Here is a 22,009-nt window from a genome sequence, read left to right as displayed (position 1 = left end):
AAAGCGTCGATGGACATGAAATGGTTCCCGAAAAGGGAGCATAAGATCATAACCCGCGACATCGGTCAAATCATGTAAATGTGCTCAATAAACGTTCGCGATCTCGCCCTGCCTATATCACCCTTTATCCCATGACCAGGGGATACTGCCCCAGCAACAGCAGCAAGGGTGGCAATGATGCTTCGGGTTTCTCGCCAACTCACCACATCTTGCTGCTACCCTCAGAGGCAAGCCATTGAGGCGCCAAGCAATATCAAAGCAAATACATCCACTCGAGAGCCAGATACCATGACCATACTGCCTGTCTACGCGGCCCTGCTCGCCCTGCTCTTTGTGTTGCTCAGCGTGCGCACCATTCGCACCCGCCACAGCCGCGGAGTAGCGCTGGGGCACGGGGAAGATCCCGCCATGCTGCGGGCCATGCGGGTGCACGCCAACTTTGCCGAGTATGTTCCCCTGGCCCTGCTGCTCATCTATTTTGTCGAAGCCTCCAGCCAGACCCCCTGGCTTGTTCATCTGCTGGGAGCCAGCTTGCTGTGCGGCCGCCTCTGCCACGCCTTTGGCATGAGCCGCACGCCGGAGAACCTCCGCTATCGGATGGTGGGGATGGGGCTGACCTTCAGCGTGATCCTGGTGAGCGCGGCCCATATCTTGATCACCGTGCTCATCCCCTGACCATTTCACTGCTGGCCACAAACAAAAAGCCCGCACCAGATGGTGCGGGCTTTTTTAGCAACCGAACAGCCGGGGAGCCTGGCTCCCGAGCCGCTTACTGGTTGTGGCTGGCGCGGCGGGGACGACGGGCCTGGGCCGGTTTGGCGGCACCCTCGGCCGGACGCTGGCCACCTTGCGGCTTTGGCTTGCCCGCGTTGCCACCGGTGCGTGCACCGCCAGCATTGCCGGAGCGACCGGCCCCCTGACGCTGACCCTGCGGGCGCGGCGCACGGCGCTCTTCGCTCGGGTCGCGCGGCTCTTTGCGCAGCGGCGCGCCAATGCCACGGGCGATGTTGTCAAGCGTCTCACGGGAGGCTTCAAAGCCAGCTACCTGCTCGCACTTGATGTTCTGCTTGGTCAGACGCTCGATGGCCTTGATGAGCTTGCCTTCATCGGCCGCCACCAGGGAGATGGCGTGACCGGCGGCGCCGGCACGGCCGGTACGACCGATACGGTGCACGTAGTCTTCCGCCACGTTGGGCAGCTCGAAGTTGACCACTTGCGGCAGCTTGTCGATGTCCAGACCACGGGCGGCGATGTCGGTCGCGACCAGCACCTTGACACTGCCTTCCTTGAAACCGGCCAGGGCACGGGTACGGGCACCCTGGCTCTTGTTGCCGTGGATGGCGGCGGCGCTGACGCCGTTCTTGTCGAGGGTCTCGGCAACACGGTTGGCCATGTGCTTGGTACGGGTGAACACCAGTACCTGCTGCCAGTCGTTGCTGGTGACCAGGTGGCTCAAGAGCGCGATCTTGTTGGCCTTGTCACAGGGGTGCACCAGCTGCTCGATACGCTCGGCGGTGCTGTTGCGCGGGGCCACTTCGATCACCGCCGGGTTGTCCAGCAGACCGGTGGCCAGCTCGCGGATCTCGTCGGCGAAGGTGGCGGAGAAGAGCAGGTTCTGGCGCTTCTTCGGCATCAGGGCCAGGATCTTGCGGATGTCGCGGATGAAGCCCATGTCGAGCATGCGGTCCGCTTCGTCCAGTACCAGGATCTCGACTTCGTCGAATTTCACGGCGTTCTGGTTGTAGAGATCCATCAGGCGGCCCGGGCAGGCCACCAGCACGTCCAGACCACGGCGAGTCGCCATCATCTGCGGATTGATGCTGACGCCGCCGAAGACGACGTGACTGCGGATCGGCAGGTGCTTGCCGTAGTTGCGCACGCTCTCGCCCACCTGGGCAGCCAGCTCGCGGGTCGGTGTCAGCACCAGGGCGCGAATGCGGTTCGGGGATACTTTGCGCTTGCTCTCGGTGAGGCGCTGCAGCATCGGCAGGGTAAAGCCTGCGGTCTTGCCGGTCCCGGTCTGGGCGGCGGCCATCAGGTCACGGCCAGCCAGGACGGCCGGGATCGCTTGTTGCTGGATGGGAGACGGGGTGTCGTAGCCTTGCTCGGCAACGGCACGCAACAAGGGTTCGGCCAGACCGAGGGAAGTAAAACTCATAGTTACCTGCTAGGGATAGGGGCGCCGGGGATCTGTGGTGGGGCTCCTCTGCTGAGCCGATGCCATCTCACAGGATCTGGGCCTATAGAGAAAACAACGATTTCCCCGGGGAGCAGAGCAAAGGGGAAAGAATAGAGGCGCAGTCTAACGGAGTTGGCGCCGTTACACGAGAAAAATGTGATATGCCTCCCAGCCTCGGTGGAAAAGCCATGGATGGCGGGGCACAATGGCGATGATGACGCTCGCCAGGGCCAGTCCCAACCCATCTGGGGCACGAGCTCAGGGATCCACGACACAGAACAGGGAGGTTCTGCTTGATCAGGAAACATATCCAGACCGCTATTCACTGTGCATTGAGCCTGGGCCTGCTGTTCGCACTGAGCCTGCCTCTGGGCGCCAAGGAGACACTGTCGGTGGCCTGGAGCCACTGGCCCCCCTTCAGCCAGATCGATGCCGACGGCGAGCTCGGCGGGCTGGACGTGACCCTGACCCGCCAGATCCTCCGCGGCGCCGATCTTGAGCCCGCGTTTCGCAATCTCCCCTGGGCCCGGGCCCTGCACCTCATGGCGCGCCAGCAGCTGGATGTCGCCATGGGGGCCCTGAAGACCCCGGAGCGGGCACGTTTCGCCCGCTTCTCGGCCCCCTACAGACGCGCCAGCTTTGTGCTGCTCAGCCACAAGGCGGCCCCCGGGAGCCCAGATCGCTGGCAGGGGATAACACACCTTGCGGATCTGTGCCAGCAGACGGGGCTGCGTCTTGGCAAGCTGAGGGGCACCCGCCCCCTGCCCCTGAGCGACGCCTGCCCCTCCCTTCGGCAGGCGAGCGAATACAACTCGGACGACAGGCTGATCGCCCTCCTGCTGGCGCGGCGCCTCGATGGGGTCATCATGGAGTGGCAATACGCCCGGCATCGGCTGGCCCAGCTGGGGGCCGAGGAGTTCACCCTGTGCCAGGTGCTGCTGCACCAGCAGCCGGTCAGCCTGATGTTTGCCAGCCAGGCGGTGAGCGATGCAGAGCTCGCCCGCATCGATGCCGCCATCGCCGCCCTCCCCCCGCCAGATGCAACCTTTGCCCCGCCGGTGTGCCGCCTCGATGGCAGCCAGCCCCGGGAGGAAGGCGCTCAGGGCTGAGACCCCCGCACAAACGAGAAAGGCGACCCTGGGGTCGCCTTTTTTGCAGAGCATGGTGATCAGCCGACCGCGCGGCTTGTAGATCAGCGCAGCTGCGGGGTCTGGGTATGCACGCCCTGGTTCTGGGCACGGTGGCGCAGCAGGTGATCCATCAGCACCAGGGCCAGCATGGCCTCGGCGATGGGCACGGCACGGATGCCGACACAAGGATCGTGCCGACCCTTGGTGATCATCTCGGTGGCCTCGCCGCTGGTGTTGATGGTCTTGCCCGGCACAGTAATGCTGGAGGTGGGCTTGAGCGCCATGCTCACCACTATGTCCTGGCCGGAGGAGATGCCTCCCAGGATGCCGCCCGCATGGTTGCTGGCAAAGCCAGCCGGGGTCATCTCGTCGCGATGCTCCGAGCCTTTTTGCTCCACCACGGCGAAACCGTCACCAATCTCGACCCCCTTCACCGCATTGATGCCCATCATGGCGTGGGCGATGTCGGCGTCGAGGCGGTCGAACACCGGCTCCCCCAGGCCCACCGGCACGTTGCGCGCAATGACAGCCACCTTGGCGCCTATGCTGTTGCCCTCTTTCTTGAGGGCCCGCATGTACTCGTCGAGGGCCTCCAGCTTGCCCGCATCGGGGAAGAAGAAGGGGTTCTGCTCGATCTGGCTCGCATCGAACGCCTCGGCCTTGATGGGGCCGAGCTGGGAGAGAAAACCCACTATCTCGATGCCGTGCATCTGCTTCAGGTACTTCTTGGCGATGGCCCCCGCAGCCACCCGCATGGCGGTCTCGCGGGCCGAGGAGCGGCCGCCGCCCCGGTAGTCACGCTGGCCGTACTTCTGGTGATAGGTGTAGTCGGCGTGGCCCGGGCGGAACAGATCCTTGATCTCGGAGTAGTCCTTGGAGCGCTGATCGGTATTCTCGATGAGCAGCCCGATGGAGGTGCCCGTGGTGCGCCCCTCGAACACCCCGGCCAAGATCTTCACTTCGTCCGCCTCGCGGCGCTGGGTGGTGTAGCGGGAGGTGCCGGGCTTGCGCCTGTCCAGATCGATTTGCAGATCCGCTTCGCTTATCTCAAGCCCGGGGGGGCAGCCGTCAACCACGGCGCCGAGCGCCAGGCCGTGGCTCTCGCCAAAGGTGGTGACCCGAAAGAGTTGGCCAAAACTGTTCCCTGCCATGGGTGCTCCTTGCTGCTTAGCTCTTGTAAATCGCGAAATGGGGCTGGTACTGCTCGAGCTCTGCCTTGGTCATCACGAAGACGCCGTGACCGCCGTTCTCGAACTCGACCCAGGTGAAGGGCACCTCGGGGAACTGGGCTTCCAAATGGATCATGCTGTTGCCCACCTCGACCACCAGCACGCCGTCATCCTTGAGGAAGTCCGCGGCATTGGCCAGGATGCGCTTGGTGAGCTTGAGGCCGTCGGAGCCCGACGCCAGGGCCAGCTCCGGCTCGTGACGAAACTCTTCCGGCAGATCCGACATGTCCTCGGAGTCCACATAGGGCGGGTTGGAGACGATGAGATCGTACTTGTCGCCGGCGGGCAAGTCGCGCATCAGATCGGAGCGGATCGGGATGACCTGCTGCTCCAGACCGTGATCGTTGATGTTGCGCTCGGCCACATTGAGGGCATCGACGCTGATGTCGATGGCATCCACTTCCGCATGGGGGAACTCGTGGGCCATGATGATGGCGATGCAACCGGAGCCGGTGCACAAGTCCATGATCCGGGTCGGCTCCTCTTTCAGGAAGGGGGCGAAGCGGTTGGCCACCATCTCGGCGATGGGGGAGCGCGGAATGAGCACCCGCTCGTCCACGTAGAACTCCCAACCCGCGTACCAGGCCTTGTTGGTCAGGTAGGCGGCAGGCACCCGCTCCTGCACCCGGCGGATGATGAGCTCGGCGATGCGGTGGCGCTCGCTGGTGGTCAGGCGGGAGTGGCGCATGCCGGGATCCACGTCCGGCGGCAGATGTAACGCGGGCAGCACCAGTTGCACGGCCTCATCCCAGGCGTTGTCGGTACCATGTCCGTAGAAGATCCCGGCGTCGTTGAAACGACTCATGGCCCAGCGCAACATGTCCTGGATGGTGTGCATTTCGGCAACCACCTCGTCGATAAATATCTTGTCCAAATCCACCTCCAAGTCGAGTAATATCCGGCCCGAGAATTCTATACAGCGAGCAAGACGAGTACCTGATGAAAAAAACGCCCTCACCCACAGACGAGGAAAGCCTGCTGTTTCGTGATGCTGTCAAAGGTACCCGGAAAATTAAGCAAGATACCATAAGGGCCTCCTCAAGCCCGGTCAAGCAGAAACGCGAACTGCGTGAAAGCCGCGAAAAGCTTGGGGTTGACCACTTTTTCAGCGACGAGTACCAGCCTCATCTGGACGAAGAGGGCCCGACCCGTTTTGTGCGTGAAGACGTGTCAAAATTCGAGCTGAAAAAGCTCAAGCGCGGCCTCTATCCGCCGGAGATTTATCTGGATCTTCATGGCATGAGTCAGCTCCAGGCCAAGCAGGAGCTGGCCGCCCTGCTCACCCTGTGCCAAAAAGAGAACATTCACGTCGCCTCCGTGATGCACGGCATCGGCAAGCATGTGCTCAAGCAGCGCATTCCAAGCTGGCTGGCCCAGCACCCCAATGTGCGCGCCTTCCATCAGGCCCCGCGGGAATGGGGGGGCGAGAGCGCCATCCTGGTGCTGCTGGATATCGAGGAATAAAGGGCAGGTTTCAAAGCACATCCGCCGGATCGAACAGCGCGCCTCAGGGCGCGCTTTCCATATAGCGTTTGAAGTTGTCGAGTATGCTCTGCCAGCCGGCACGCTGCTGCTCGCCGCTGTGTTCGGATTTGGCGTCGAACTCCTCGTGCACCCGGGTGCCTCCCTGATCCTCCACTAACCTCACCCTGACGGCGCGGCCATCGCCCATGACGTAACCCAGGGAGGTTGGCGGCACCACCTTGGTGAAATCTCCTTGGCGCGCTTCTCCCGGCTCGGGCAGCCACGGCTGATGAGGGGCTCAGGGTTTGGGGGCGAACTGCTCGAACACCTGCTGCCCGGTCAGGGTCGGGGTGTCGTTCTTGAGCGCATAAAAATCAGGCTTCTCGTCGATAAAGATCTGCCCGGTGAGTTCGAACGCCTGTTCCTGAAACAGCCCGGCACAGAGGATGTACTCGTCCGTCGGCAACAGATGGTAGAAAAGGTGGGTGCCGCAGGTGGGGCAGAAGCCGCGCTCCGCCCACTCGGACGAGCGGTAGGCCACAGGGCTGAGCCCCTTGAAACTGACCCCCTTGCCGCCATGCACCGCGAACATGGGCCCGCCGGACCAGCGCCGGCACATGGCGCAGTGACACAGGTTGACCTCCTTGTGATCGCCGCTCGAGACGGTGATCCCGCCACACAGACAATGACCTTCCATGATGCCTCCTTGAGTACGGGGCGGCAGACGGGGCTAAGACGACCTTGACTCCTTGCCGCACCAGATGAAGTAGCACGGGATCCGGGCGGCGGCAACTGACCATCCCGGGGCCCCACCGCGGGGCCGACGACCCTGGCCTCCCCCCAAAAGGGAAAATTCGCCGCCTTTATTCATGACGTGAATGATTCAATAATTCCCATGCACCGGATGAATAACGCTCAGGGTCCCTCTTGCAGGGCGATGCGATTGCCTTCGCAATCCCTGAGCTCGGCCACCCGGATGTGTTCGCTCACCCGGGTGACGGGATAGAGACACGCCCCTCCCGCTGTCAGCGCCCGGGCCATGGCCCGCTCTATGTCCGCGACCTTCAGATAGACTCGGGTACCGTCCTGGCTAGGCACATAGCTCTCCCCCTTTGCCAGGGCGCCGGAGCAGACCGCCATGCCGTCAAGGAGCGGAAACAGCGCCATCTCGTTGCCATCTATCTGCGCCCGCTCGAGAGCTATCTCGAAGAGCGCCTCATAGAAGCGAATGGCCCTCTCCAGATCCTGCACCGGGATTTCAAAGTGGATGGCGATATTCATGTGTCACTCCTCTGTGCGGGATAAGCACCCGAACACACTCGGCTTGTTCCATGTGCCAGCGGGCCCGTCATAGGCCCCTTGCGCCGGATCCCCATGAAAGAGGGGAAGGGATCCCCCCTTCCCCATCATGACCGATGACACGCCCTCGCCGGACTCAGTTCACCGGCGCCCAGGGGTCTCCCTTGCCCGGCTCGTTGCCCTGGGTCCACCACTTCGCCTGATACACCACGCCCTTGTGGCTGACTTTATTGCCCGCGGTGTAGACCTTGCTGGCCACCCAGGCAGGCACATCTCCCACGGGCGGGTCGGTCGGATCGACGGGCGCGGGATCGAGCTTGGCCACCACCCGCACCTTGGGCCAGTTGGCGTGGGAGCCGTAGACGTTGGTCACACACTTCTCGTAATCCCCCGGCACCAGGGCCGAATAGGCGGTCTGGAATCCCACCAGCTCGCACTCGAACGAGTAGCCACCTGGCCTGTCGGCATAATATTTCCAGTTGCCGTCCCAGTTGGTGTAAAGCACGTCGGTGGCGCCGTTCAGGTTGAGGCTGCCATAGGGGGTCTGTTGCCAGCAGGTGTTCTTCTCGTCCGGGAGCAGCGGGATGCCGTAGTGGGCGGCCAACCCTTCCCAGTAACGGATGCGGTTGACCGGCTGCCCCTTGTTCTTGTTCTGCTCGCCACACTCTATGCCACCGTTGATGACATTGATGGTGGTGCCAAAGCCATAGCCGATGCCCGCCGCGACCTCGCGCTGGGAGGGCACCCAGGTTCTGTCGATGACGTGCAACATGGCGGGTTTGGGGGCTTGCGGCGTCAGGAAGAACCAGATGGCGGAGGCGAGGTTGAGCCAGGAGTCGGCCACCAGGCCGGGGTTGTTCAGCAGCACAGAGGCGTTGCCGTCAAACATCGCCTCGGAGAAGGCGCCGTAGTTGAAGTGGTAGGAGAGCTGTTTCGCGCCACGGCCAAAGTAGCCCTGCCCCGTGCTGCAGGGCCATTTCCTGTTCTGCCAGTCATTCTGGCCACAGCCGGTGGTATAGCCGAGTTGCCCCTCGGCCCAGCCCATCTCGCGCACATGCACCAGCGCCTGCTGCCACTCCTCGAGCCCCAGCGGGTTGTCGGAGACATTCTCCCTGGCGATGTGGCCGCCGGTCTCCTGGGCAAAGTGGGCGAAGGCGGTGACGATGGATTTTTTGCAGATGGCGTCCGCATTGCGCCCGTCCGTGTAGTCGCCGCAGAAGGCGGGGAACTTGCCGACCGCCCGCAAGAAGCGCTCATAGGTATATTCAGGGGTCGCCATCTGGGTCAGAAAGTCCCAGTCCGATTCGGTAAATACCCGCTCGACCCGTTTGACGTTGTCCGGGTTGTCGACTCGCCTCGGCACAATCGCCTCCACCAGGGTGTTGGGGCGGGTGGCCAATGCCTTTGACCAGATACCGTACATGGGGTTGGCCGTCTTGGCCTTCTCAACGGCCGTTATATCGGAGGCGGCAATCACATAGCCACCGCTATTTTGCGGGTCGGGCTGAATCGTCATGGTCGCATAAGCTGGCGAGGCGCAGAGCCCCGCAACCAGCCAGGCGGTGCGCTTGAGCATGAACATGGGTAACCATCCTTGTCTTGAAAATGTCAGGGCGAGCATAGGCATCCCGACAACTAAATTCACGACAAGAATTAAGAGCTTGGCGATTTTGTGAGCCATTTCACTCTGCACTCAGATGAAACCGCACAACAGCCTCATTTTGACCTCAAGGTACTCGCTTTTTATGCAGTCTGAACGCGTACCGCCCGGATCAGCAGATTGCGAGGGGTCATGGGCTTGTCGCAAAACGCCCCCAGCTCTACCTGGTAGCCCTGCTCCTCGAGGAAGAGGGCGCGATCCAGGGCGAGCCAGATCTCCAGCGGACGGCGAAACAGATGGCGCACCAGCTCCATGCGGGCGACGTCCCCAAAGCGCCGCTCCCCCCTGGCGAGGAAGTCGCCGTGATCTATCCCCCCGGGCAACACCATCCCCTTGCGCTCGGCGGCCCAGTCACAGAAGGCCTCGAAACGGCCCGCAAGCAGGCTCTTTTGCAGGTTGGGCACCGGCAGGTACTCATCCACCCCGCGCACCTCCCGTTGCAGGCAATCGAAGGCGAGACGCCAGATCACCTCCTGCTCGCGCAGGCGGGAGATGCGGGCGCCGCCGGTCACCGTCTCCTGCAGCGGCAGCTTCAGGTCGCTCTTGCCAAGGTGCAGGGCGCTGGCCTTGGCGGCCTGCGACAGGGGGCGGTAATGAGAGGTGCGGATCAGGTGATAGCAACAGGGGGAGAGGGTCACGCCCCGGGCGCCGCGCTCGGCCACCTGCTCCAGCAGATGGGTATGCAGCTCGCCACAGGCATGGAGCGCCATGGCGTGATGGTGCGGGGCGATGAGCGCCCCCGACTCGGCGGCGAAGGCGTCGGCCTCCACAAACTGCATGCGGGCACCGTCCCGCGCCGCGAGCTGCCGCCCCTCCTCGCAGAGCGTGCGCTGCAATTCGAGGCTCAGGATCTCGGCCCCCCTGTGCAGGGAGACCAGGCGCCCCAGGTGGCCCTTGCCGGCGCACCACTCCAGATAGGGACCCTGATGGGCGGGCAGACAGCCGGTGAAGGCTTCTATTTGCGCCTGCTTGCGCCCCGGCATGTACATCGCCATGGTCCTGGCACAGTGAATGGGTTCGGGGACAAAGGTGTCTAGCTCGCTCAGGGCATGGAGCTCGGCCCCTGCCGGGATCCAGGGGGCAAGCAGGGTGCAAAGCTCCCCCATGTCGCCGTCGAGCCGCGCTATCTCGTCAAGACTGAGGCCATTGAGGCAGGCGGCAAGCTCGGGGGCCTCGGCGGCGAAGGCCAGGCTCAGATGATGATAGGGCTGGTATTGCCACCAGCCTCTCTCGTCGGTCAGCAAGCGATCCAGTTGTCGAAAACGGTGAGCCAGCACGGTGAGCTTGTCCTGCTATCCAAAAGGGAGGCTCATTCTAGCGATCTGCCATCAAAAAGCACTCGCCAGCGCGCCTGCCCCCCGCCCTTGCTGGTAGCCTGACAAAAAGCAGGGATTTGTGCTATATTCCGCCCCCTCATTAGCGCGACTCGCCCACGCGGGTCGTTTTATCCATATGAACGGAACCAAAACATGACCATCAATGCCATCCTGCAAGCGCGTGCGGACGCCAAGTGTGAGCTGTGTGGCGCAGAACATGCGCTGACTGCCTTCCCGGTGCCACACTCCCCCGCCAGTGACGATGACCACAGCGTGGCGCTGTGCACCACCTGCCGAGGCCAGCTGGAGCAGCCGGACACCACTGAGGTCAACCACTGGCGCTGCCTGGGTGACAGCATGTGGAGCCAGGTGCCGGCGGTGCAGGTGATGGCATGGCGCCAGCTTAAAGCCCTGTCTGCCCGGGGCGAGATCTGGGCCCAGGACATGCTGGACATGATGTACATGGAAGAAGAGACCAAGGCCTGGGCCGAGGCGGGCAGCTCCAGCGACGATGACGACAGCGTGCCCACCGTAGACTCCAACGGCGCCGTGCTGCAGGAGGGGGACTCCGTCACCCTGATCAAGGATCTCGAGGTCAAGGGCGGCGGCTTCACCGCCAAGCGCGGCACCCTGGTCAAGGGCATCCGCCTGACCAACAACCCGCTGCACATCGAAGGCAAGGTCAACGGCGTGCAGATAGTGCTGGTCGCGGCCTACCTGAAGAAGGCCTGATCCCCTCGCTTGTGGTTCGAATGATGCAAGAAGCGCCCCCAGGGGCGCTCCTTTGTTGCCCGCCCCACAGCGGATGTCGGCGCTGCCACAGTGGCGCCGCCGGAAAACTGGACTATCCTGCAAACCAGTCCCGATGAGCGAGCCACCCCTTCGCCGGATTTGCGTCAGGGGAGCATCCGCTCCCGGAACCGCGAAACACTGGCCCGGACGGAATTCATGTGGCACTCTGGGCTCTTCACATGGACAGATCCTGAACATCATGACCCCATGATGTCCTCTTGACACAAGGAGCACGACCTATGGCCAAAGCTAGCAAGAAAGATATCAAGAAGAAAATCGCCGCCCGCAAGGATAAAATTGCCAAGCACGAAGGCAAGATCAAGAAGCTGAAGAAAGCCCTGAAATAAGGGTCGGCAACCATGCATAAACCGCCCACGTCACAAGGGCGGTTTTTTATTATGCGATTTCCCTCTCAACACCAAGCGCCCATGACTGCCAGCGTCTGGCTGTGACCAGGACTTCTTGTTCCAACCAGGCTTTATTGGCTGTCAAATGAGCCAATGCCTCTGCCAGCACTGTGCCCCCCTGAACGGCTGCCATGTTGTCTCGCCAAGCAATTTTGCCTCGCTGACTCTTTTGTTCTTTCGGCTGACGGAGCAAATCGCGGGCATAGTGATGGACGTAATCCATGAGATTGTCGGGTAACCAGAACGCCAAAGGACGATCCAGAGCCCCCGCCAGTTCGGTGGCAATGTCCAGGCCACGTTGATCCAGATCCCCAAAGTGGGCCCAGGGGAGGCGCTCTGGCAATAGGGGGAGCAGTTGCTTTGCCAGGGTGGTATTGCGGCCAGGGACATACAGCAGCAATTCGCCCTCTTGCAGCGGGTAGTCCACGAAGGCACCCTTGTTTTCCACCGTGACTAGCTGCCGCCCTTGCCATTCCATGCCTTTCAACCCGGCCAGGGAGCGTTCTGGCAATACCAGCTCCCCCAGAAGCCTGATCACAGCGGTCATGTCGTGCCGTCCGCCCTCTGAATCGACCAATATCAGCGGTGTCAAGGTACGTAATCGTATGACCTCATCACCAAATACCCGAAGACCCAGCTCTGCGGCCTGCGCCATGCGATGTTGTGACAACCTGACCTTGCAGTCTCGGTGCCAAAGGCCACTCAGGGTTGCACCGTTAATGCGCCGAGGCAGTTGGCAACCCAGCTCTTTCAGCACGGCATCACCCGACCAGACATTGTCGTCTGCTGCCTCTGCGAGCTTGTCCATCAAAAAAACACGGCCCCGCTCGGTCAGCTGACGCCGCGCTCCCAAACCGAGCGGTTGCACACCGCCAACGCGCTTGAGCATGTCATCCAACTCTCGACCCGCGGCGCTAGTCAGTAACATCCCCTGCCCCTGTGACAACCCCAGCAGCTTCTCGCTCAATGCACGAATATCTGCTCGCTCAAACAATCCCATCGACATTGCCCTCCTGCCTCAACTGACCCGGTATTGCATATGATGCCGGCTCAGATCCAGCGTGCCCCGCCGGACACCCGGATTGAGCTGCCAGGCTCGGCCGGGATCTCGGCGCGCAGCCGCGACGGCATGCCCATCTCTTCCCCCTGCACTATGTCGATGGCGCCGCCGTGGGGCCAGTGCAGGTCGCGCAAGTAGCCAGCGAAGGCGGCGGTCGCGGCGCCGGTGGCCGGGTCCTCATAGACGCCGCCGTAGGCGAAGGCATTGCGGGTGTGGAATAGCCGCTCTGCGGCCACATGCACCAGCAGGATGGTCACCAGGCCCTCGCGGCGCATCAGCAGGCGCCCCTGAGCCTGCGAATAGTGCATGGCCGAGAGCGCAGCGCGATCCTTGAGCGCCAGCACCAGATGATCGGCGCCGCCGTGGATGAGTGCAGGGGGGATGCGGGGATCCAGGCTGGCCGCGTCATAGCCAAACAGCGCCAGGGTTTCGCGCATCAGATCCGCCGGCGCCGGTTTGCTGCGGGTCAGCGGGGATTGCAGCGCCGCCTGCCATTGCCCCTGCTCATCCTGCCAACCCGAGACCCGGATCTGGGTCTGGCTGAGACACAAGGCATGGTCCCCTGCCCCAAAGCGGCGCGCCAGCGCCACCCCGAGGGCGATGGTGGCATGGCCGCAGAACGGTACCTCCGCCTCGGGAGAGAAGTAGCGCACCCGCCATTGGCGCACCTCTGCGCCTTGCCCCTCGCTGTGCAGCGGGGCGGCGAAGGCCGTCTCCGAGAATCCGACCTCTGCGGCGATCCGCTGCATCTCCGCCGCCGTCGGCAGTTGGGCCCCTACCCAGACACCGGCGGGATTGCCCCCCCGGGATCCGTCGGAAAAGGCGGCGATCCGCACCAGCTCAGTGACCAGCTCCGTCATGACAACTCCTTGGCTTCTTGCTTCATGAAAAGTGGGGTTCATAGGCTCACCCTGGCGGCCCCTTCCGGGGGGGCGCATCAGGGGGTCAGCTTACCCATAAAATTAACGGCCGCACAGGTGCCGCTTGAGCGCCGCGGATCCGGGCACTGGCGACTAGAGTTGGGAAAACTGTCTGTATATGCGCCTGCAGTGGAGTGCCATATGTATTCATACACCCTCATCTTCAGGGAAGAGGTCGACAAGCTGACGGCCCCCGAGCACGAGATCCTGTTGCAAAGCCCGGCCCAGGCCGGGGATTTCGTCATCCTCTCCGACGGCAGCCGCCACCAGGTGATGTTCGTCACCCATCGCGCCCACTACAGCAGCCTCTACCTCGACAAGGGAATAAGAGTGCCCCAAAGCTGAGTACGCGGACTCAGGGGTAAGGTGGATGGCACCTATTTGCTGGCTCCCCTGTGCGAGCCCCGTTCCAGGTGCTAACGTGAAACAGGCCTGCCACCTCGCACCCGGGATATTGCCGCGAACCCAGGCCGTTACTCATGACCGCCGAGGCTGAACTGAACCGGCAAGACTCACATTTTGAGGGATGAATTATGTCCAGGAATGCTGCTCTGATCGTGACCCTGACCCTGCTTGGCATGGCCCCGGCTCACGCCATCAACGCAAAATATGCCCAGCAGCTGGAACGCTCCGGCTGCACCCAGGTGACCGAGGCCCAGGGCTGCGACATTCACAAGACCAAGGCGGAGAACGCCAAGGCGGGATTCGGTGCTGCCGCCCCGGCTGCCGACAGCGGTCTGAACATGAGCTATGAACAGAAGCTGGAACGCTCCGGCTGTACCCAGGTGAGCGAGCTCAGTGGTTGCGACATCAACAAGAGCAAGGCCGAGAACGCGGCCGCCGGGTTTGGCGCCGCCCCCGCTGCGGCCACCAGCGGCAGCCCCTACGCCGGCAACTGGGTCGCCACCTTCCACGAAACGGGCGCCACCGTCGCCACCATCCGCATCGACGACAAGGATCAGGTGTGGGTCAACGACAAGAAGGTCAGTGCCAAGAAATCCGACGGGGCCCTGGTGTTCAAGGACGGCATGGTCATCTACACAATCCAGGGGGATCGTCGCATCAAGGGGGAGGATGGCTGGGTCGATAACGATGCGGGCACCAAGGGGCCGATCGCCGCCAAATAAGCGACATGATGCAAATGTGGAGGGGAGCATGGGCTCCCCTTCTTGTTTGTTCTCTTGCCGACTTGCTCACCAGACCCCGGTGAGCGACAACCCTGTGCTTCCTCTTGCTATTCACTTACCCTTTTTCGGATAGTCGAGCACGGCCGTCACCGGCCTTTGCGACGCGGCAGCCGACCAGGAGGGGGCGTCAAAGGTGAAGCGGGCGACGGCGCAGGTCGGCATCCGGGTGATCTTGCCGCAAAAGCGGTGGGCAAGGTCGGTGAACCCGGGATCGTGGCCAAAGAGCATGACGCACCTGAACTCGTCCCCAAGCTCCCCCATCACCTCAAGCAGGGTCCCGACATCGCTGCCATAGAGCCGCTCGTCCCTGACTATCTCCTCTGGCCGGTAGCCAAGCACCTCAGCGATGATGTTCGCCGTCGACAAGGCCCGGCGGGCGGGGCTCGAGAGGATGAGATCGGGCCTCACCTTATCGTGCGCCAGCCGTCTGCCCATCAGGGGCGCGTCGCGCAGGCCCCGCTCGGCGAGTGGCCGCGCCCTGTCAGGCAGCCCCTGCTCTTCCCAGCTCGACTTGCCGTGGCGCACCAGCACAAGGGTTCTCTTCATGACGCCTCCCGTTGCGACCGACAGTCGGCCATCACCACAGGCTCGTGACTGACATTGGCATGCCGCGCCCTCAGTCCCAGTCACTACGCCCTCTCAATCATAGCGAAGCCGCACCGTTCGGGAGCATGGGACAAGCGAGCGGGCAGGCGCTCAGCCCGGCCCCATGAGGCTCACTTCCTCCATGAAGACCAGCCGCAGAGGCTCTGCCAGCAGGTCGTCCGCCTGACGGGCGAAGGCCTGGAAATAGTCCGTCTCGCAGTGGGCATCCAGGGCGGCCTGGCTCACGAAGGCTTCGCGCATGTAGAAGGTGCCGGGTTCGTCTTTGAGCTCGAACAGCACATAATCGAGGTTGCCAGGCTCCTGGCGGGTGGGCGCTATCAGCGCGAGCAACCCCTGGCGCAGGCGCTCCCTCATGCCGGCGCGGGCCTTGAGCACGGCGATCGACACTATCTTGTCCGACTCTCTCTTCATCCCTTTTTCTCCACTGTCACATCATCAACACACAGGGAGGCGTCTGTCTCATGGCAGCCGCCTCCCCCAACATGGCGCCCAGTGTAGGCATGGTGGTCAGGTCGATATAGAGGGGCGGGATGGACAGAGTGTTCAACCGGGTGAACAAAGAGGCGGCGGCAGGGACAGATGCGCGGCCAGAGGCGAGCGCCTGGCTCGCCGTCAAGGCCTGCTCCAGCTCTGAACGCTGAAGTAATAGGTGGTGAAGGAGTGCCCAGAGAGTGTCGTCTTCTTCACCCTGGTGGCGCGCCTGGCGAGGGATCTGTATGGGGGGCGGGTGCCCAGCAGATGAAAGACCACCTCCTGATGGCCCATGGTGCGCGCCCACCCCATCATCTCGTGGAAGATGGCGAGCCCCCTGCCCCAGCCCGCTCTGGCGATGACAATGGCTATCTCGATCCCCTCCTCATCGGGCTGGAGGCCGCACCACCCCACCAGGGCGCCATCGATGAGAACGGCGCGCACGCGGCAGCCGGGCAGCGCATCTATCCGCCGCTTCTCATCCATCCAGGCGCGCACTCCGGCGACATCGAAGATGGGGTGGTCAATCAGGTGCTTTCGCAACGTCTCGTCGTTGACCAGGGGCAGAAAATCCTCTGCGCTCACGTCACTGAAGGGGATGAATTTCATAGGCTTATCATGCTTTCCCAAAGAGTGATGGGCCCCTAATAGGGGGTCCCGTCCTTATGTCTGGCGACCCAGGCGCCATCGGCGCCCTGTACCAGGGCCAGATCGTCGTCAGGGTACTGGACTGTGTCCCCCGCCAGTCTGTCCCCCACCTCGAGATAAACGGCCTCCACCTCACCCTGGTTGAGCAACTGGTGGGCCAGGCCATTGCCGCCCTTGAAGCCGATGCACTCCCCCGGCGACATCAGATACTCCTCCTCCCCATAACGCAGTGTGGGGTTGCCCGAGAGCACATAGATGAACTCGTCCTGCAGACCGTGATGGTGTTTGAGCGCCGAGATGGCCCCCGGTGCCAGGGTCGTCAGGTTGACCCCAAGATTGGCGAGACCGAAGTGGTCCCCCAGTCTGCGCCGGGTGCGGTGTTTGACCAGGGAGGCGAAGGGCTCCGGATAGAGGGACCTGGCCTTGTTCTCCGGGATCTGTGTGGCCTGAATGGGCGTGCGGTTCGTCATCTCAACAACCTCCGTATTGGTGCCCTGGCAAGGGGCAGCAAGAGATCAGCCGGGTGCCTGCCTGAGGGCAGTCACGCAATGACACAGATACGGCTGAAGGCGGGAGGCTGTCAACGCCGAGATGCAAAGAGCGGGCTCCCGCCATGTCCCGCTGTGCAATGGGCCGGGCTTATGGCCCCCTACAACACCTCGACCTTGACCTTGAGAAGGCCGGATCGGGTGTTGCCTATGCTGCTGAAGGCGGCCCTTGAGAGATCGATCACTCGCCCCCTCGGGAAGTTACCCCTGTCATTGACCCGCACCACCACGCTCTTGCCGTTGGCAAGGTTGGTCACCCGCACCATGGCGCCGAAGGGCAGCGTCATATGGGCGGCGGTGTTGGCGCTCTTCTGGTAGGGCTCGCCGCTGGCGGTTTTCTTGTTGTGGTAGCGATCGGCATAGTAGGAGGCCAGCCCCGTCTGGGTATAACCCCGCCCGTTGCCCGCACTGCCTGCATCAGGCTGGCTGCTGCAGGCCGCAAGCAGCAGGCACAGGGAGGCCAGCAGCCCTTTTTGTACCTTGCCTCTCATATCTTCCATCGCCACTCTCATCATCACTTTCAGCACCAATCTGGATCCCGCAAACAGGGGCCTACTCTCTCATATTTCCCATGGAAAACGGGAGGCCCAAGCCTCCCGTTTGTGTGTTCACCCGTCAGTCTGTGTCAGGGATCAGGCGATCAGCTTGTCATCGGCGAACCCGAAGCCCCGCAGCCCCACCACATGCACGTGCTCGTGCTTGCCCTGCACCTTGCGGATGAGCTTGTAGGTGGTGCCCTTCTCGGGACTGATGTTCTCCGGCGCCGCGATGAGCAGCTGCATGTCCTGACGCTCGCACAGCTCGAACAGGGTGGCGATGGACTTGCCATCCAGGCGCGCCGCTTCGTCGAGGAACAACAGGCGGCAGGGGGCGATGTCCTTGCCGCGCAGACGGCGGGACTCCTCCTCCCAGCTGATGAGCACCATCAAGAGGATGGCCTGACCGGTGCCGATCGCCTCACCGGTGGAGAGGGCGCCGCTCTCGGCCCGCAGCCAACCATCGGCGCCACGCTGCACCTCGATTTCGAGCTCCAGGTAGTTGCGATAGTCGAGCAGCACGTCCCCCATCACCTGGTAGTTGCGCTCCCCCTGCTCTATCTGCGGGTTGAGGCGCTGGAACAGCTTGGCCATGGCCTCGGAGAAGCTGAGCTCCTTGTCGGCGAAGAGATCGTTGTGCATGGCGCTCTGATCGGCCAGCGCGGTCAGCAGGCGAGTGTGAGCCTCGCGGATGTTGACGTTGAGGCGCACCCCGCGCACCAGACCGAAGGCGATGTTCTGCAAGCCCTGGTTGAGCACCCGGATGCGGTTCTGCTCCCGGCGGATGATGTTGGTGATCTTGGCCGCCACCTCGTGGGAGGAGAGGGACAGGTGGGTTTCCCGCTGCTTGAGCTCGTCGGCGAGACGCGCCAGCTCGATCTCCATCTCCTCGATCGCTTCCACAGGATCGTCCGAGCGGATGATGTCGTTGCGGATGCGATCTTTCAGGTAACGGTAGACCTGCACGTAGAAGGCGACCTTCTGCTCGGTGCTGCGGTTGCCCTCGGAGAGGCGAAGCGCATCGCGCAGGGCCTCGTCGTGGGCCACCGCCACCCGCAGGGCACCGAGGGCCTTGTCCGACATGGATCTCAGCTCGTCACTGTCGAGGTATGCCAGCTCGCGCTTGTTGAGACGCTTCTCGACGTCGGTCTCCCGCGCCAGCCGCACCACCCGCGACCAGCTCGCCTTGTGACCCACCAGAGATTTGCGAGCGCCGAAGTAGTCCTTGCCTTCGAGCTTGAGACGCCCCCCGAGGGATTCAATCTCGCGCTTGGTCACCTGCAACTGGGCCTCGGCGCTGGTGCGACGGGAGCGGGTGCGGATAAGCAGCTCTTCAATCTCTTTCTTGTGGGCGCGGGATTTCTCCTCCATGTCGTCCGACAGGGTGAGTCCCATGGCTGCCAGCTCCTGCTCAAACTCCGTCAGGGTCTGGCCCTTGGCCGAGGCGCTGGAATCGAGCGCCGTGCGCAGCTGCAGCGCTTCTGTGTGGCGCTGGGCCATCTGCTTGTGCTGCTCACCGGCGGTGCGGGCCGCCAGCTCGGCTATTTTAAGCTTCTCCTTGAGCCGCTCGCTCATCTCGGAGGCCTTGCCAAGCAGGTCTTGTGCGTCCTGATAGGCAAAGTGCGGCAGGCGGGCCACCAGCTGATCGAGGGCGTAGCAACGGCGTTTCTGCTCGGCCAGCAGCTCGCTCGCCTCGTCATAGGCTGCCTGCAGCGCGGCCAGATCCTGCGGATCCTGACGCAGCACCTGCACCATGGTTTCCAGTTTTTCCAGCGCCTTGCCATGCTTGGCGATAAAGGCCTCGGCTGTTTTAAGCGCTTCCACATCGGCGTGAGCCGCCTCGAGGCGGGCTGCCAGGTCTGTCTCGGCAAACAGGTGAGCAAAGGGCAACATCCCTTGCACCAGCTGGATATGGCGAGTCAGCTGGGCCGCGGCCGCCTTGGCCTCTGCCAGCTGCTTGTTGCACTCGGCTATGGTTTCTTGCAGCTTACGCTGCTCGTGCTGTTTGGCTTCCACTTCGGCTTCCGGGTCCGGGCGGAAGGCGATATCCAGATGCTGGCCGATAAAGTCACGGAAGTGGCCGTAGAGGCGGTGGTACTTCTGCTGCTCGAAGGCGGCCTTGGCGTAGCCCTCGATAAGATTTTCCCGCTCAAGATCGAGCTGCTCGATGCGTTTCTCCCGGGCGGCGCGGCCAAACAGCGGCAGCTCGGGGTAGCGGGAGAAGCGCACCTGACGCTTGCTGGTGCGCACCAGCACCGCATCCCCCAGCTCGTCCGCCTCCACCAGATCCTCGTCAAAGGAGTCGGGGTTGCCCTGAATGAGGTAGATATCCTCCGGGCAATCTTCCAGCTTTTTCAGCCGCTCGATGGCGCCCTCAAGGTCGAGCACCACCAGGGCGCTGCGAGCCGGGCCATAGAGCGCAGAGTAGTAAGGGGCATCGTCGATGGAGATGTCGTCGTAGACATCGGAGAGCAGCACGCCCCCCACCTGCTCGGCGATGCGGGCAAGGCGCGGATCTGCCTCGCCAGCGCCCAGTTGCAGGTTGCGAATTTGCAGCTCCAGCGCCTGCTTCTGCGCCGCGATGCGGTTGCTCTCCTGCTCGAACTCGCGCTCCTTGTCGAGCACGCACTGCATGCCGGAAGAAAGTTCTTCGGCGGTGGCGAGCGGCAAACCGCTCTGCTCGCGCAGCTGCTCGAGCTTTTCAAAGGATTTGAGCCAGCGCGGGGCCAGCTTGGTGAGCTCCGCAATATCGCGGCCGAGCTGGGCGCCCTGATGCTCGAGGCTGGCGCGGCGCTGATTCAGATCGCTCTGCTGCTCACTCAGCTCCTCCTGACGGGTGCGCTGGGCTTCGAGGAAGATCTCCAGCTCGTCCTGGCTGGCAATCAGCTGACCGGAAGCCTGCTGCAGCTCGTCGCGCAACTTGAAGAGATTTTTCTGGCTGTCACTCTCTTTCTCGAGGCGAGCCAGCGCGGCACGCAGCCCCTGCCCCTGGGCAATGCGGGCCTTGTCTTCGATGTGACGCTTGAGCAGCGCCTGCGCCGTGGGCCAGGCGGCCTCGCGCACTGTCTCGGGGGCGATGCTGAGCAGCAGCGTCAGCGCGGCCTGATGCTCGGCCACCGCCGCCTTGGCGAGCGCCAGCTGCTGCTCGGCCCCCAGCACCCGGCGGGTCAAGCTCTGCTCGGTGGCGCGGAACTGGTGCAGGGTGTCGCTCGCCTGCTCGGCGGTCAGTCCCGGCAGCTCGCACTGCTCGCGGGCATTTTCCAGCGCCTGCACCGCCTGACGGTACTGGATGGCGCGGGTCTGCTGGATATCGAGCGCCTGCTGGTAGTCGGCGAGCTGGGTCTTGAGGCTGTCGACTTCTGCCTGCGCCAGCTCCTTGCGCTCTTCCACCTCCAGCAGCTGGCCGTGGATCTCCTCCACCACCGCCTGCTGCTGCTCGAGCTTGTCGTTGAGCTCCCGCAGATCGGCGCGATACAGCTCTATCTTCTTCTGCAGCGCCACTGCGGCCATCACCTTGGCCAGGTGCTCGGCGGCGGACTCCAGCTCGTCGGTCAGGAGCTTCTCGCGGTTGCTGAGCTGATCCACCTCATCCGCCAGATAGATGGCGCGCTGCTTCTCTTCCGCCAGCAGGCGGCGCTTGCCGGCGAGCTCATGACGGGCTTTGAGGGCCAGCTCGGAGAGACGGCTCTTCTCGGCGGCGCCCCGCACATATTCCGCCGCCACATAGTGGGTGGTCTCGGTGATCAGGTTCTTGAACAGATCCCGCTGGCCCTGGGTCTCCTTGATGGCTTCCAGGGTGCGGCGGTTCTCGTAGATGGCCGCTTCCATGTCCTGGAACGCCTTGCGCACCCCGGAGTTCTCCGGCAGCAGGTATTCGCGCAGGGACCGGCTGATGGACGAGGAGATACCGCCGTAGAGGGAGGCCTCGATCAGGCGATAGAACTTGCCACGATCCTTTTGATCACGCAGCTTCTTCGGGGTGATACCGAACTCGAACATGAAGTTGTGATAGTCGGTCACCGTATTGAACTTGGCGACCTTGATGGCGCCAAGCTCGGCGGCGGCCCCCTTCAGATCGGCGAAGGCGCGCACCCGACCCTTGCCGTCATGGAGTTTTTCCAGCAGCAGATCCGTGGGTTGCAGGTTTTCTGGCACGTCCACCAGGGCGAAGGGGGTGATGTTGACCTTGTTGTCGCGGTTCGCCACCTGCTCCAGGTGGACGCCGACCCAGATCCGCTGCTCGCGGCTGTTCATCACTTCCAACAGCGAATAGCAGTGACCGCGTTGCAGCTTGCCGTAGAGCCCCTTGTCACGGGAGGCGCTGCTGGAGCCCGCTTCCGTGGTATTGCGAAAATGCAGCAATGATTGGTCGGGAATGAGCGCCGCGATAAAGGCCGCCATGGTGGTGGACTTGCCCGCCCCGTTGCCGCCGGACAGGGTGGTGACCAGCTGGTCGAGATCGAAGGTCCGGGCGAAGAAGCCGTTCCAGTTGACCATGGTCAGGGATTTGAATTTGCCTCTCACGCCACACTCTCCATCAAACGGGCCGACGCCATT

Annotated in this window: 22 protein-coding genes; 6 read left to right on the top strand and 16 right to left on the bottom strand. The window is 63.0% G+C overall.

Annotated features, from left to right (window positions below; translation table 11 throughout):
* The first annotated feature begins 288 nt into the window (after nucleotides 1-288).
* A complete protein-coding gene (locus ACB030_RS19015) occupies nucleotides 289-675 on the top strand; it encodes an MAPEG family protein (RefSeq protein WP_371161955.1) in 387 nt (128 codons plus the stop codon).
* A gap of 94 nt (nucleotides 676-769) precedes the next feature.
* On the opposite strand, the gene ACB030_RS19010 is transcribed toward ACB030_RS19015, so the two are convergent.
* Nucleotides 770-2,158, bottom strand: a complete 1,389-nt coding sequence (locus tag ACB030_RS19010; protein ID WP_111910662.1) for a DEAD/DEAH box helicase — start codon at nucleotides 2,156-2,158, stop codon at nucleotides 770-772.
* Between the two features lie 317 nt (nucleotides 2,159-2,475).
* Between ACB030_RS19010 and ACB030_RS19005 the strand changes: the two genes are divergently transcribed.
* On the top strand, nucleotides 2,476-3,288 hold the full coding sequence (locus ACB030_RS19005; RefSeq protein ID WP_371161963.1) for a substrate-binding periplasmic protein: 813 nt from the start codon (nucleotides 2,476-2,478) through the stop codon (nucleotides 3,286-3,288).
* An 83-nt stretch (nucleotides 3,289-3,371) separates the two neighbouring features.
* Here the strand turns inward: ACB030_RS19005 and aroC are convergent, their stop codons facing one another.
* Nucleotides 3,372-4,460 (bottom strand): chorismate synthase, encoded by a 1,089-nt coding sequence (aroC, locus tag ACB030_RS19000; RefSeq protein ID WP_290070804.1) that lies wholly within the window; start codon nucleotides 4,458-4,460, stop codon nucleotides 3,372-3,374.
* 16 nt (nucleotides 4,461-4,476) lie between these two features.
* Nucleotides 4,477-5,412, bottom strand: coding sequence for a 50S ribosomal protein L3 N(5)-glutamine methyltransferase (gene prmB, locus ACB030_RS18995; RefSeq protein WP_202045808.1), 936 nt, complete (start codon nucleotides 5,410-5,412; stop codon nucleotides 4,477-4,479).
* A 65-nt stretch (nucleotides 5,413-5,477) separates the two neighbouring features.
* Between prmB and smrB the strand changes: the two genes are divergently transcribed.
* Nucleotides 5,478-6,002 (top strand): endonuclease SmrB, encoded by a 525-nt coding sequence (gene smrB, locus ACB030_RS18990; RefSeq protein WP_042650147.1) that lies wholly within the window; start codon nucleotides 5,478-5,480, stop codon nucleotides 6,000-6,002.
* A 43-nt stretch (nucleotides 6,003-6,045) separates the two neighbouring features.
* On the opposite strand, the gene ACB030_RS18985 is transcribed toward smrB, so the two are convergent.
* The 5 genes from ACB030_RS18985 to ACB030_RS18965 form a co-directional block, all read right to left on the bottom strand.
* The gene (locus tag ACB030_RS18985) at nucleotides 6,046-6,282 is read right to left on the bottom strand and encodes an SRPBCC domain-containing protein (protein ID WP_371161961.1); all 237 of its coding nucleotides are present in this window, start codon (nucleotides 6,280-6,282) and stop codon (nucleotides 6,046-6,048) included.
* 18 nt (nucleotides 6,283-6,300) lie between these two features.
* On the bottom strand, nucleotides 6,301-6,699 hold the full coding sequence (locus ACB030_RS18980; protein WP_371161952.1) for a GFA family protein: 399 nt from the start codon (nucleotides 6,697-6,699) through the stop codon (nucleotides 6,301-6,303).
* 218 nt (nucleotides 6,700-6,917) lie between these two features.
* Nucleotides 6,918-7,283 carry a VOC family protein gene (locus tag ACB030_RS18975; protein ID WP_371161950.1) on the bottom strand — a complete coding sequence of 122 codons (366 nt, stop codon included), beginning with the start codon at nucleotides 7,281-7,283 and terminating at the stop codon, nucleotides 6,918-6,920.
* Nucleotides 7,284-7,437: 154 nt separating this feature from the next.
* Entirely contained in the window at nucleotides 7,438-8,883 is a 1,446-nt protein-coding gene (locus ACB030_RS18970) for a chitinase (RefSeq protein ID WP_371161948.1), read from the bottom strand.
* 161 nt (nucleotides 8,884-9,044) lie between these two features.
* Complete coding sequence (locus tag ACB030_RS18965) at nucleotides 9,045-10,238, bottom strand: methyltransferase (protein WP_371161946.1); 1,194 nt, start codon at nucleotides 10,236-10,238, stop codon at nucleotides 9,045-9,047.
* Nucleotides 10,239-10,430: 192 nt separating this feature from the next.
* Here ACB030_RS18965 and ACB030_RS18960 point away from each other — a divergent pair, with 192 nt between their 5' ends.
* On the top strand, nucleotides 10,431-11,009 hold the full coding sequence (locus ACB030_RS18960) for a PhnA domain-containing protein (RefSeq protein ID WP_371161944.1): 579 nt from the start codon (nucleotides 10,431-10,433) through the stop codon (nucleotides 11,007-11,009).
* 456 nt (nucleotides 11,010-11,465) lie between these two features.
* Here ACB030_RS18960 and ACB030_RS18955 read toward each other — a convergent pair whose 3' ends face one another.
* Together ACB030_RS18955 and ACB030_RS18950 are read right to left on the bottom strand one after the other, a co-directional pair.
* The gene (locus ACB030_RS18955) at nucleotides 11,466-12,476 is read right to left on the bottom strand and encodes a Wadjet anti-phage system protein JetD domain-containing protein (RefSeq protein ID WP_371161959.1); all 1,011 of its coding nucleotides are present in this window, start codon (nucleotides 12,474-12,476) and stop codon (nucleotides 11,466-11,468) included.
* Between the two features lie 50 nt (nucleotides 12,477-12,526).
* Nucleotides 12,527-13,396 carry a PhzF family phenazine biosynthesis protein gene (locus ACB030_RS18950; RefSeq protein ID WP_205641692.1) on the bottom strand — a complete coding sequence of 290 codons (870 nt, stop codon included), beginning with the start codon at nucleotides 13,394-13,396 and terminating at the stop codon, nucleotides 12,527-12,529.
* Between the two features lie 201 nt (nucleotides 13,397-13,597).
* Here ACB030_RS18950 and ACB030_RS18945 point away from each other — a divergent pair, with 201 nt between their 5' ends.
* Together ACB030_RS18945 and ACB030_RS18940 are read left to right on the top strand one after the other, a co-directional pair.
* Nucleotides 13,598-13,801, top strand: a complete 204-nt coding sequence (locus ACB030_RS18945) for a hypothetical protein (protein ID WP_106886705.1) — start codon at nucleotides 13,598-13,600, stop codon at nucleotides 13,799-13,801.
* Nucleotides 13,802-13,989: 188 nt separating this feature from the next.
* Nucleotides 13,990-14,583 carry a hypothetical protein gene (locus ACB030_RS18940; protein ID WP_371161942.1) on the top strand — a complete coding sequence of 198 codons (594 nt, stop codon included), beginning with the start codon at nucleotides 13,990-13,992 and terminating at the stop codon, nucleotides 14,581-14,583.
* 111 nt (nucleotides 14,584-14,694) lie between these two features.
* Here ACB030_RS18940 and ACB030_RS18935 read toward each other — a convergent pair whose 3' ends face one another.
* The 6 genes from ACB030_RS18935 to mukB all read right to left on the bottom strand — a co-directional run bounded on the left by ACB030_RS18935 (nucleotide 14,695) and on the right by mukB (nucleotide 21,976).
* Nucleotides 14,695-15,189: a histidine phosphatase family protein gene (locus ACB030_RS18935; protein WP_371161940.1), complete on the bottom strand. Its 495-nt coding sequence runs from the start codon at nucleotides 15,187-15,189 to the stop codon at nucleotides 14,695-14,697.
* Between the two features lie 150 nt (nucleotides 15,190-15,339).
* On the bottom strand, nucleotides 15,340-15,660 hold the full coding sequence (locus ACB030_RS18930; protein ID WP_371161938.1) for a putative quinol monooxygenase: 321 nt from the start codon (nucleotides 15,658-15,660) through the stop codon (nucleotides 15,340-15,342).
* 201 nt (nucleotides 15,661-15,861) lie between these two features.
* A complete protein-coding gene (locus ACB030_RS18925; RefSeq protein WP_371161936.1) occupies nucleotides 15,862-16,329 on the bottom strand; it encodes a GNAT family N-acetyltransferase in 468 nt (155 codons plus the stop codon).
* Nucleotides 16,330-16,364: 35 nt separating this feature from the next.
* Nucleotides 16,365-16,838 (bottom strand): cupin domain-containing protein, encoded by a 474-nt coding sequence (locus ACB030_RS18920; RefSeq protein WP_371161934.1) that lies wholly within the window; start codon nucleotides 16,836-16,838, stop codon nucleotides 16,365-16,367.
* Between the two features lie 179 nt (nucleotides 16,839-17,017).
* Nucleotides 17,018-17,416, bottom strand: coding sequence for a septal ring lytic transglycosylase RlpA family protein (locus ACB030_RS18915; protein WP_371161932.1), 399 nt, complete (start codon nucleotides 17,414-17,416; stop codon nucleotides 17,018-17,020).
* Between the two features lie 132 nt (nucleotides 17,417-17,548).
* Nucleotides 17,549-21,976 (bottom strand): chromosome partition protein MukB, encoded by a 4,428-nt coding sequence (gene mukB / locus ACB030_RS18910; protein WP_371161930.1) that lies wholly within the window; start codon nucleotides 21,974-21,976, stop codon nucleotides 17,549-17,551.
* Nucleotides 21,977-22,009 lie beyond the last annotated feature (33 nt).

Source organism: Aeromonas sp. S16(2024), from assembly GCF_041403065.1.
Taxonomy (GTDB): Bacteria; Pseudomonadota; Gammaproteobacteria; order Enterobacterales; family Aeromonadaceae; genus Aeromonas.
This window is presented reverse-complemented; position numbering and strand designations above follow the sequence as displayed.

What these genes read in the sequence shown, in the direction of transcription:
- ACB030_RS18980 (WP_371161952.1), bottom strand. Translation starts at nt 6,699, where the DNA reads ATGGAAGGTCATTGTCTGTGTGGCGGGATCACCGTCTCGAGCGGCGAT.
- ACB030_RS18945 (WP_106886705.1), top strand. Translation starts at nt 13,598, where the DNA reads ATGTATTCATACACCCTCATCTTCAGGGAAGAGGTCGACAAGCTGACG.
- ACB030_RS19010 (WP_111910662.1), bottom strand. Translation starts at nt 2,158, where the DNA reads ATGAGTTTTACTTCCCTCGGTCTGGCCGAACCCTTGTTGCGTGCCGTT.
- ACB030_RS18925 (WP_371161936.1), bottom strand. Translation starts at nt 16,329, where the DNA reads ATGAAATTCATCCCCTTCAGTGACGTGAGCGCAGAGGATTTTCTGCCC.
- ACB030_RS18955 (WP_371161959.1), bottom strand. Translation starts at nt 12,476, where the DNA reads ATGGGATTGTTTGAGCGAGCAGATATTCGTGCATTGAGCGAGAAGCTG.
- ACB030_RS18960 (WP_371161944.1), top strand. Translation starts at nt 10,431, where the DNA reads ATGACCATCAATGCCATCCTGCAAGCGCGTGCGGACGCCAAGTGTGAG.
- ACB030_RS19015 (WP_371161955.1), top strand. Translation starts at nt 289, where the DNA reads ATGACCATACTGCCTGTCTACGCGGCCCTGCTCGCCCTGCTCTTTGTG.
- ACB030_RS18970 (WP_371161948.1), bottom strand. Translation starts at nt 8,883, where the DNA reads ATGTTCATGCTCAAGCGCACCGCCTGGCTGGTTGCGGGGCTCTGCGCC.
- ACB030_RS18975 (WP_371161950.1), bottom strand. Translation starts at nt 7,283, where the DNA reads ATGAATATCGCCATCCACTTTGAAATCCCGGTGCAGGATCTGGAGAGG.
- ACB030_RS18935 (WP_371161940.1), bottom strand. Translation starts at nt 15,189, where the DNA reads ATGAAGAGAACCCTTGTGCTGGTGCGCCACGGCAAGTCGAGCTGGGAA.
- ACB030_RS18950 (WP_205641692.1), bottom strand. Translation starts at nt 13,396, where the DNA reads ATGACGGAGCTGGTCACTGAGCTGGTGCGGATCGCCGCCTTTTCCGAC.
- ACB030_RS18920 (WP_371161934.1), bottom strand. Translation starts at nt 16,838, where the DNA reads ATGACGAACCGCACGCCCATTCAGGCCACACAGATCCCGGAGAACAAG.
- ACB030_RS18940 (WP_371161942.1), top strand. Translation starts at nt 13,990, where the DNA reads ATGTCCAGGAATGCTGCTCTGATCGTGACCCTGACCCTGCTTGGCATG.
- ACB030_RS18930 (WP_371161938.1), bottom strand. Translation starts at nt 15,660, where the DNA reads ATGAAGAGAGAGTCGGACAAGATAGTGTCGATCGCCGTGCTCAAGGCC.
- ACB030_RS18915 (WP_371161932.1), bottom strand. Translation starts at nt 17,416, where the DNA reads ATGGAAGATATGAGAGGCAAGGTACAAAAAGGGCTGCTGGCCTCCCTG.
- smrB (WP_042650147.1), top strand. Translation starts at nt 5,478, where the DNA reads ATGAAAAAAACGCCCTCACCCACAGACGAGGAAAGCCTGCTGTTTCGT.
- aroC (WP_290070804.1), bottom strand. Translation starts at nt 4,460, where the DNA reads ATGGCAGGGAACAGTTTTGGCCAACTCTTTCGGGTCACCACCTTTGGC.